We start from the raw sequence: 9159 nt of genomic DNA, 5'->3' as shown, positions 1-9159 counted from the left end.
CGTCGCCCACCCGAGCGCCTCGGACGGTGATGCCACCCCACCGGTCGAACCAAAACGGATGATCAGGCGGAAACCTCCGCCACGCCGAACCGTTCAGCAGACGCGACCCCGGCCTGAGTCATCGAGGCTAGGTCTTTCGTGTCCCGCTCAGAGGGCCCAGGCTTCTTGGGGGATGGGGTAAAGAACGCGAGTCGAGGAGAACCAGTCCCGATCGAGGAAACGCCCGGTGATCCGCCCGACCATGCAGAGCAGGAGGTGAAGCTCCTGCATGCTGGACATGCCGAGCTCCAACTCAAGCCCTTCCGCATGCACCGCGTACTCGGCCACGCTCACCGGCGCGCCGTCGACATAGGGCGGATCGATTTCATTGACCAGCGCGCCGTCCTGATACAGATACAGATGGTCAAGCTCACCCAGTCCTCCGTTGTAGAACATGGTGATAAGCCGTCGTCCTCCCGCGCTGAGCGCCTTCGCCTCCGCAGTCGTATGAAAGCCGCTGAGCCAAAGGACGTGGGTCCAGCCGGGCGCATGGGTCCCGATCCAGATGACCTCATCGTCCAACGAGTGCTCGTACCTGGTCATCGCCTCGTCGAAGCCGCACTCCACGCGCAGGCCCGGATCCACCCGCAACCGCCGCGCCAACTCCTCCGGGTCGTCGCCTTCGACCCATATCCCGGCGAACCCACTGCCCAGCCCAAATTCCCGCAGCAGGTCCCACTGATTCTCTGAGGGCAGCAGCCCGGCCATGCAGCCATCGCATTCTCCGCCGACTCGACGGGTGCCTTGAGGAAGGGGAACGTGTGGTTGCCAGGCTGATCACCCGGCAACCACACCTCAATATACCGCGCACTGCGGTGGACTACGTGTCGGTTATGGCACGATCATCATCCAGAACGGACTATCCTCCACGTTGTCGCCGACCTCGTCGGGAGTTAGGCGATACTCGGCATAGAAGGTTTTGAGATAGTTGCCGTGGCGCCGGTTCTCATGCAGGTCGACGCCTCGCACCGAATAATTCAGCTTATCCTTCGCCGCCCCCTGCTTGGTGGAGGCGTACGGATATTCGTCGCAGTCGTAGACACCGGTGTAGTTGTCCTTGAACTTACTCTCGTATTCGTAGTACTTGCAGTAGTTCGTGCCTGTTGATGTGCGCCAGAACTGTTCCTCAGACGTGCCGAAGTCTGACCAGAACTGATGCTTGGAGAATACTGCACGATTGGCCGCTTCGTCCGCATTGATGCCTCGATGCAATGGCTTTCCTGCTGGAGTGTTCGGCGCTGCCGCCCAGTTACCGGGAATCGCCTTAGACATCTCGGTGCCGAGCGTCTTCTTTGTCGGCGGGTACTCGGGATCCCGCGACGCCGTCGTGTCACCCCGCCGCAAGGGCGGGAACGTCTTGACGTTCTCGGAGGGATCCATCGCGTCCTCGATGTGCTCGATGACCTCGATGAAGTTGTTGTTCAAGCTCTTGGACATGGTCCAGATCCGATGTGCCCGGGTGTTGACGCATCCTCCGGTGTGGTCCGGAACACCGTCGTTGGCGTTGTCAGACTTCCCTAGCGTCACCCAGTCGCAGCGGAAATTCGGAGCCCATACGGAATTGGTCGCGGGAGGCGCGTCCCCGTTTCGATATACGCCGACGCGCTTCCCCTCCCGGTCGAGGACCTCCTGCGACCATAGGCGCCCTATGTAGCCGACACCTCCGATCGACGTGATCAGCGGCTTGATGGTGCACACCGCGTTCTTCTTTGCTGAGTCGGGATATCCCCGGACCATGACGGCCACGTGACTCGTCGCTTCCCAGCTCGGGATCGACTTGATGTGGTCGCTGCCTCCTTCGACCTCACACCGGGACGAGGTCGCCGATGACACCGTAAGATCGAAGCCGATGTTCATCTGCTGAAGCCCTCGGTCGAACCTGGTCTGCCTCACGCCGTCTTGGAAGATCCCGAAGTCCTGGAGCCGTACGAACGCCTTGACGTGCTGTGGCTTCGTGGTGCCGTCGCCGCCGACGACTCCATCTCCGGCGGGGTTGCCAAGGTAACTGTGCATGACCCAAGTGGCGCGGAACGAGAAGATCATGTCATCGGTCAGAGAGTCGATCGCCACATCCGCCAGCTTCGCCGCAATGCGGACAACAGGAGTCTTCCCACCCTTCTTGGTTTTCTTGGTGGTGTCGTCGTCTTCCTGGTATGCGCCGATGGTGAAGTAGGACGACCAGCAGGACGAGTACGGGCGCTCCTGGATGCGAGCCTTTGCAGGCTCGCCGTAGACAGGGGGTGATTTGTAGCAGGTCTCCAGCGATATGTGATCAGTGTTGAAGTTGGAGACGGCCGCGCTAGCGTTCGGTGTAAACGTACCGGTTGGTGCGGACCGTTCTGTGGAGCTCTCACGAACGCCATTTACTCCGGTGAAGAGAGTAGCCACATCGCCCGCAGTCAAGGATTGCTGATAGAGCTGCATCTCGTCGAGGCCGCCCTGCACCTGAGTGCCTAAGGTCATCACGGAGTCGGCATGCCAAGGGGACACCGTGAGTGACTCCGACTTGACAAGGACTCCGTTGAGGTACAGCGAGGCGATCTTGGCCGTGGCGTCGTACACGCCCGCCAGGTGGAACCACTCGTCGACTGGTGGTTCAACGTCGGAGAGCACGCCCTCGATCGTCGCATCGGTGGTGTCGGCGCTGGTAAAGGTGAACTCCAGTCCGTGGTCGGGGGTGTTGCCGAGGCGGAAGGGTGCCTGGTGGGTGCCCTTCTGCTCAAGGACGGTGTAGTCGCCGTCCTTGTCGCTCCAGCGCAGCCAGGCGGCGGCGGTGAAACTCTGGTCGGTGCGAATCACCGGTCCGACGGTCTGGGCCAGTGGCTCCTCTCCGGGCTGGACGACGTCGACGGTCACCGGTTGCCAGTCCGACCACGCCGAGGTGGCCTGCTCGGAGACGGCGCGCAGGCGCCAGCGCACTTTCCACCCGTCGGTCAACTTGTCCGCCGGGACGGCGATATTCGCCTGGGTACCGGCCGGGACGTTGTCTACGCCGCCGACCCAGATCTGACCGGTGCCCTGCCCGTCCGGCGCGGACGGGTCGTGCTCGATTTCGGCTTCGGCGCGCATCGCCTGACCGGTGGGGTCGGTGACGGTGGCCTTCAGTGTAGGAGTGAGAGTGGTGGTCACCGTCTCGCCGGCCACCACCTTCGACGGGGTAATCGCTAGGCCGCTAAAGGTGGGCTTGGGCAGGCTGACGGTGAAGGACTCCCAGTCCGACCAGGCGGATGTGGCGGTGGCCGAGACCGCGCGGGCTCGCCAGCGCACTTTCCACCCGTCGGTCAACTTGTCCGCCGGGACGGCGATATTCGCCTGGGTACCGGTCGGGACGTTGTCGGCGCTGCCGGTCCAGATCTGGCCGGCGCCTTGGTCTTCGGATGCGGACGGGTCGTGCTCCAGTTCGACCTCAGCCCGCAGCGGCTTGCCTGCCGGGTCGCTCACCTGGGCCAGCAATGCCGGGGTGCGGGTGGGCGTGACGGTGGTGCCGTCCACCTGCTCGGACGGGATGACCTGCAACGCACCGACGGCCGGTTCGGAGACCGGGTCCGGCACGTCCACGCTCAGGTTCTGCCAGTCCGACCAGGGCGAGCCGACCGTGGTGGCGGTGTTGATCGCCCGGACCCGCCAGCGCACCTTCCACCCATCGCTCAGCTTCCCGTCGGGGACGGTGGCCGAGGCCTGGGTGCCGGAGGCGACGTCATCGACCGCACCGGCCCAGATCTGGCCGCTGCCCTGCCCGCTCGCGGCCGGGTCGTGCTCGAGTTCGAACTCCGCACGCAGCGGCTGCGCGGCCGGGTCGGTGACCGTGGCCCGCAGGGCCGGGGTCAGGCTGGTGGCCGTGGTGACGCCGTCGACCAGTTGGGAGGGGGTGACCTGGAAGGTGTCAACGGCCGGGTTGGGCACGTCGACCGTTGCGGTCTGCCAGTCCGACCACGCTGAGGTGGTCGACGCGGTGACGTTGGCCGCGCGGGCCCGCCAGCGGATCTTCCAGCCGTCGGCCAGCTTCCCGGCGGGGACGCTCATCGTGGCCCGGCCGCCGGAGGCGATCTCCGGTGAGGCACCGGCCCAGATCTGGCCGCTGCCCTGCCCGGCGGGTGCGGTGGGGTCGTGCTCGACCTCGAACTCGCCGGTCAGGCTGCCGCCTGCGGGGTCGGCGACGGTCGCAACGAGCTGCGGGGTGAGCGAACTGGTCACGGTGGTGCCGTCCACGGTCTGCGCCGGTGTGATGGCCGGGCCGGTGACGGTCGGTTCGGAGGCGGGACCGCTGGTGGTGACGGTCAGCGTGGGCGGAGCGCCGTCCTCGTCGGGGTATTCCGAGGAGGTGAACATCCGGTAGTTGTCGACGTTCGCCTCGCCGGGCGACTTGAGCACCAGACCGTGGTCGGCGGCGCCGGCGGCCCAGTCCTGGGCGATGCCGGTGACGTCCCAGTCCATGGTGTCCGGCCAGACGGCGCAGTCCTCGTTGACGCCCTTGAAGTTGGTGGAGGCGTCCTCGGTGGTGTGGGCAGGCTTGCCTGCCCAGTACATGTTGTCCGGGTCCCAGCCGCCGGTCAGGCGGGCGACCTGGATACCGCGGGCGAGCGCGGGGCCGCAGTTGTGGCTGTCAACGGTGGTCATCGACAACGTGGCGCCGGTCACCGTGCTGCCCTGCAGGCCCGTGGTGTCGAACTTCAGGTGCGCCCGCGCTTTGAACCCGTCCGACATGGTGCCGGCCATGAGGTACGCGCTGTCCGGGTAGGCGGGCGAGTCCACCTCGAGCGTGGTGACATCAACGTCAGCGCCGATCGGCAGCGTCACCGCCGCCGCCACACGCACCGGGTACATCGTGGCGGCGTCGGCCAGGAACTTCTGGTCCGGCTTGACCACCAGCTCCGTACGGCCGCCCTTGATGACCACGTCGCTGCCGGCCTCACCGCGCTTGACCGACGCAGGACGGTCCTTGCCGCTGCCGTCCGACACGACCGACCGTGTCCCGGTAGCGACCAACTTCTTGTCCTTGCCCTTCAGCAGCAGCCGGCCGCCCTTGCCCTCAGAAAGGGTCAGGCCGTCGTCTTCGACGCCGATCCGCAGCTCCACCGGCTTCGATGGCCGCTGCCGCAGCACCACCTCATGCCGAAATCCGGTCGGCAACGCCGTCACCACCAGATCGGCCCCAACACCGGCGGCGTCGGTATACGTGGCGACACTGCCCTTGACCGACGGCTTCGGCAACGGCGTCGGCCAGCGCAGCGCGTACGACTTACCATCGGCGGACATCTTCACGAACGGATCCGTGCCGCCAGCAGAGATCTCCACGACAGCGCCCTCGGCGAGGGCCTTGGGCCTCAGCTTGCCGCTCTGCTCGGCCAGAGTGGTGTCGATCGGCACCCAACCACTAGCCTGCCTGGTCCGCACCGGACCGGCCGTGACCTCGGTCTTGAACGTCTTCCCGTCCGGCTGGGCATAGGTGATGCTCGTCGCGGTCGTCTCATCGGCGACCTCGACCGCCTTGCCCTGCTTGGCCGCCGACCGGGAGGCAGCGATCCGTGCCTGCGACGGCGCGTTGGAGATCGCGTTCCCGCTCTTCCCTGCGATCCACGCCGCCGTGTCGTTCAGACTCGCATCGTGATCATTGCCTGACGAGTCGGCGGCCGTACGACCGTTTCCCTCATCGAACGTCCACTGAGCCACCGATTGCTGAAGCGTGGTGAAGGACCAGGTGTATGGGGCCATGGTGTTCTCCCACGAGTCCATCGCGCCTAAGACCTCGACGGTGTACCTGGTTCCCGCCTTCAGCGCCTGCTCTAGGTCGAAGGTCAGCACCGTTTCCGTGCTGTCGTACGCCAGTGTTCCCGCTGTCTGAGCTCCTGCGGCGTCCTTGACGATCACCTGCGCCTCGCCGACCGGCTCCGAGAAGGTGATTTTCACTGAGGTGTCTAACGGTACGTCGACTGCCCCGTTTTCTGGCTCGACTGTGATTACTCGCGGAGCGCCGGTGTCTTCGCCGTCGCCGGTACCTCCAATGCCGCTTTCGTCGAAGTCGAGCTTGTCCGTGCCGATCTGGTATTCCTGACCGTCACGCTGCCCAGCGATACGGGCGGCTACCTCCTTGGTAATCGTGACGTCCTCATCAGGCCCGAGCGGGTGATACATCGACATGGCGACGGCATCCTCGTATTCGGGAAGACTCGTCAGCTGCGTGCCGGTCAGCATGACGACTTCCTCCACGGGGCCTTCCATCTCGAAGTCCACGGTTAGGATGGGCGGGTGGAGGGTGCCCTGGCATTGTTCCCGTGGGGCGGTGGTGCAGCCACCGGCTTCGTCGGTGCGGTAGCGGCGCCAGTTGGTGATGTCCGATTCGCTGCCGGCGGCAAGCTGGATGCCATAGTTGGGAGCGCCGTTAACCCAGGCCTGGACGATGTCGTCGACCGAGTGGATCAGGTCCCAGGCGTAGGCCATCGAGCCAGTGCAGCGTAGTCGCTGTAGGCGCCGTACTCAGTGTCGGCGCCTGTGTCGGTGACGGACGGCTGGCTGTTCCAGTGCAGCGTCGCCTCCTCCCAGTCGGAGGTGATCCGCCGCGCCGTGATGCCAGAGCCCACGCGCTCCCCACAGGCGTTGGAATAGTAGTTCCACAAGATCAGGTCGGCGTTCTCCACCGTGGCGCCCGCGAACTCGGCCGGCACGTCGGGGAACTGGAGATAGCCGCGCCAGCGCACCGCGCCGTCGTTGGACTTGCCGACCAGGATCCGGTCGAGGGTGAAGTTGTCCCAGCTGTCGGGGTAGTCGGCGTCGTTGACGAAGGTGTCCTGGCCGCCGAGGTGCCATTCGCTGGTGTCGGTCTCCCACCAGTCGTCCGCGGCGGCGGCCATCGTCACCGGGTAGGTGACCGCCGGATCGGCCAGAAACGCGGCATCCGGCGTGAACACCAGGCTCGTGCCGTCCTCACTCAGCGTGACGGCGGCCTTGCCGACCTTGCCCGCGTCGATCGGGGCGCCGGCGTCGGCGGCTGTCGCGTCCTGCAGCAGGGTCGGCCGCACTTCGGTGAGCGTCTTGCCGTCCTTGCCCACGATGATGGGCCGGCCTGCGGCGTTCGTCTTGAACGACAACCCCTCGGGCAGGTCGACCGGCACCTGGAAGGAGACTGGGCCGGTGGGCCGTTCGGCGATGACGATCCGCTGCCGGAAGCCGGTGGCGTTCGCGGTCACCACCAGGTCGCGGCCCTTGCCGTAGGCGTCGGGGTAGGTGGCGGTGCTGCCCTTCAAGCGCGGCTCGGGCAACACCGACGGCGTGCCGATCTGCGCCGTGGCATCGGCCGCCCGGCTCTTGAGGAGGGTCTTGTCCTGGCCAGCGGACAGGACAAGATCGCCGTGTGCCGCCTTGGGCTTGATGGCGCCGTCCGCCTCGATGAGGGTGGTGTCGATCGGGGTGAAGCCTTTGCCGTCGGCGTGCTTGACGCGGATCGGCTGCGTGTGCATTTCCATCCGGACCGTCTTGCCGTCCGGGTTGGCGTAGAAGGTGGCGCCTTCCGAGCGCATCGACTCGATCTCGATGCGCCGGTTGTCCTTCTTGGCCTGCGCCAGCGCCTTACTGGTGGGCGTGGCGGGGGTGCTGGGCGGTGATGTCGCGGAGGCTGGGGTGGGGGGTGGCGTGGGGTTCTGAGCGATCGCGGGTGCGCTCACCAGCGAGAGCGGCAGCGTCAGAACCGCGATCAGGGCAGCGCGGCGGCGCGTCCGGCCGGATAAGCCAGACGCTGTTCGTGATGTGTTCACTCGATCCTTTCGAACAGATGTGGCAAAACCAAGTGATCATCACATGTCCGCCGACTATAGTAAAGATCCTTTTCTGTAACGGGAAAGCCGGGCTCCGTTAGCATCAACCGCGTCAACGCAGGCAGGCGGCTTGAGGTCACCCCGCCCTACAACCCAGTTCCGCAAGATCCGCGGCAGGAGGCTCCCGACACGACCCCGGATGGCCGGGTGCCACACCGCACCGCCACCGGGCCAGCGCGAGGGACACCGACGCTGACCACCATCAAGGACCCGCACCTGAAGAGCGGGAACACCTTGCGAGCTTTCGCCACGGCTAATGCCCTGACCAGGTCAAAGGAGGGCCGGTGGCGGGCCATGGGAAGTCGTTGGGCAGCCTCAGCTAATTCCTACATACCGCTCATTGATGGACATACCTGGCTCCGTACGGCTCGAGCTCTCCTAAAGCGGGTGCCGCAGGTTCGAATCCTGCCGGGGGCACGCATCTGACCAGGCATTTTGGCCTACGACCTGCGGTTTTACGGCCGCAGGTCTTTTGCTTTGTGGACCTTGGTAGGCAGCCGAGAGCGCCCGTATGCAGCCGTAGGACCATGATCCGGGGATATGGTCGGGATGATCTTCGAGGTATTCCCCCAGGTCAACCCCCGATTTCGGGTCATCCGCGCAGCGGCAACCCGCTACGACCGCCTCCACCCGCGGACAACGCAGCCGTCGATCGTGCCAAATACGTGCGTACAACCCGGAACAGCAACCGGCCATCGCCATTGAGGGCGTCGTCACTCTCCTGGGCTACGCTCTAGCCGCAGACCATCGCCATCGGCAGCCACCATGCCAGGTACTTCCCGCTGGAGGGCCGAGGCTCAGCCAACCGGGCGATGCCGGCGGCAGGGCGGGCCCGTACACCACTTCCGCGGACGCAACCTCGATCCCGAGGTCCGCCGCATCCACAAGACCCAGCAACAGCGTAACGACGGCTACAAGGCCCACCTGGCCGTCGAGCCAGAAGCCGGCCTTTTCACCGCCGCCGCCCCTGCTGCCCGGCGCCGGAGTCGCTCATCACGAGGCCGTCGTCGCCCCCGGCCTGCTCGCTCACGACCACGGGCCACTGCACATCCTGGCCGATGCCGCCTACACCGCTGCGGAGTTACGCGCCGCCCTCACCAAGGCCGGACACCGGCTACTGATCAAACCGCCCACGCTCAAGCCCGCTGTGATCGGCGGCTTCACCTCAACCTCCGCCGCCCATCAACCTCAGCTATTCAGCCCGAATTTCGCCCTGAAGATCGATAAATGAAGAAGGTGCCTCCGACCTGCGATGATCTGACTGCTTAGATCAAGACATCGCACAGAACGGACGCACCTTCCGGGTGAACGG

General features: G+C 65.6%; 3 protein-coding genes. All 3 read right to left on the bottom strand.

Annotated features, from left to right (window positions below; all coding sequences use genetic code 11):
• Positions 1-147 precede the first annotated feature (147 nt).
• Positions 148-747 carry a hypothetical protein gene (locus ABGA98_RS45470; protein ID WP_347624714.1) on the bottom strand — a complete coding sequence of 200 codons (600 nt, stop codon included), beginning with the start codon at positions 745-747 and terminating at the stop codon, positions 148-150.
• Positions 748-870: 123 nt separating this feature from the next.
• On the bottom strand, positions 871-6477 hold the full coding sequence (locus ABGA98_RS45465; protein WP_347624713.1) for a DNRLRE domain-containing protein: 5607 nt from the start codon (positions 6475-6477) through the stop codon (positions 871-873).
• Positions 6456-7697 carry a DNRLRE domain-containing protein gene (locus tag ABGA98_RS45460; protein ID WP_347624712.1) on the bottom strand — a complete coding sequence of 414 codons (1242 nt, stop codon included), beginning with the start codon at positions 7695-7697 and terminating at the stop codon, positions 6456-6458. Before ABGA98_RS45460 ends, ABGA98_RS45465 begins: the two co-directional genes overlap by 22 nt.
• Positions 7698-9159: the final 1462 nt, after the last annotated feature.

Origin of the sequence: Nonomuraea sp. B1E8 (assembly GCF_039871515.1) — a bacterium.
Taxonomy (GTDB): domain Bacteria; phylum Actinomycetota; class Actinomycetes; order Streptosporangiales; family Streptosporangiaceae; genus Nonomuraea.
The sequence above is the reverse complement of the archived record's forward strand: the minus strand, read 5'-3'. Positions and strand labels throughout refer to the sequence as shown.

What these genes read in the sequence shown, in the direction of transcription:
- ABGA98_RS45470 (WP_347624714.1), bottom strand. Translation starts at nt 747, where the DNA reads ATGGCCGGGCTGCTGCCCTCAGAGAATCAGTGGGACCTGCTGCGGGAA.
- ABGA98_RS45465 (WP_347624713.1), bottom strand. Translation starts at nt 6,477, where the DNA reads ATGGCCTACGCCTGGGACCTGATCCACTCGGTCGACGACATCGTCCAG.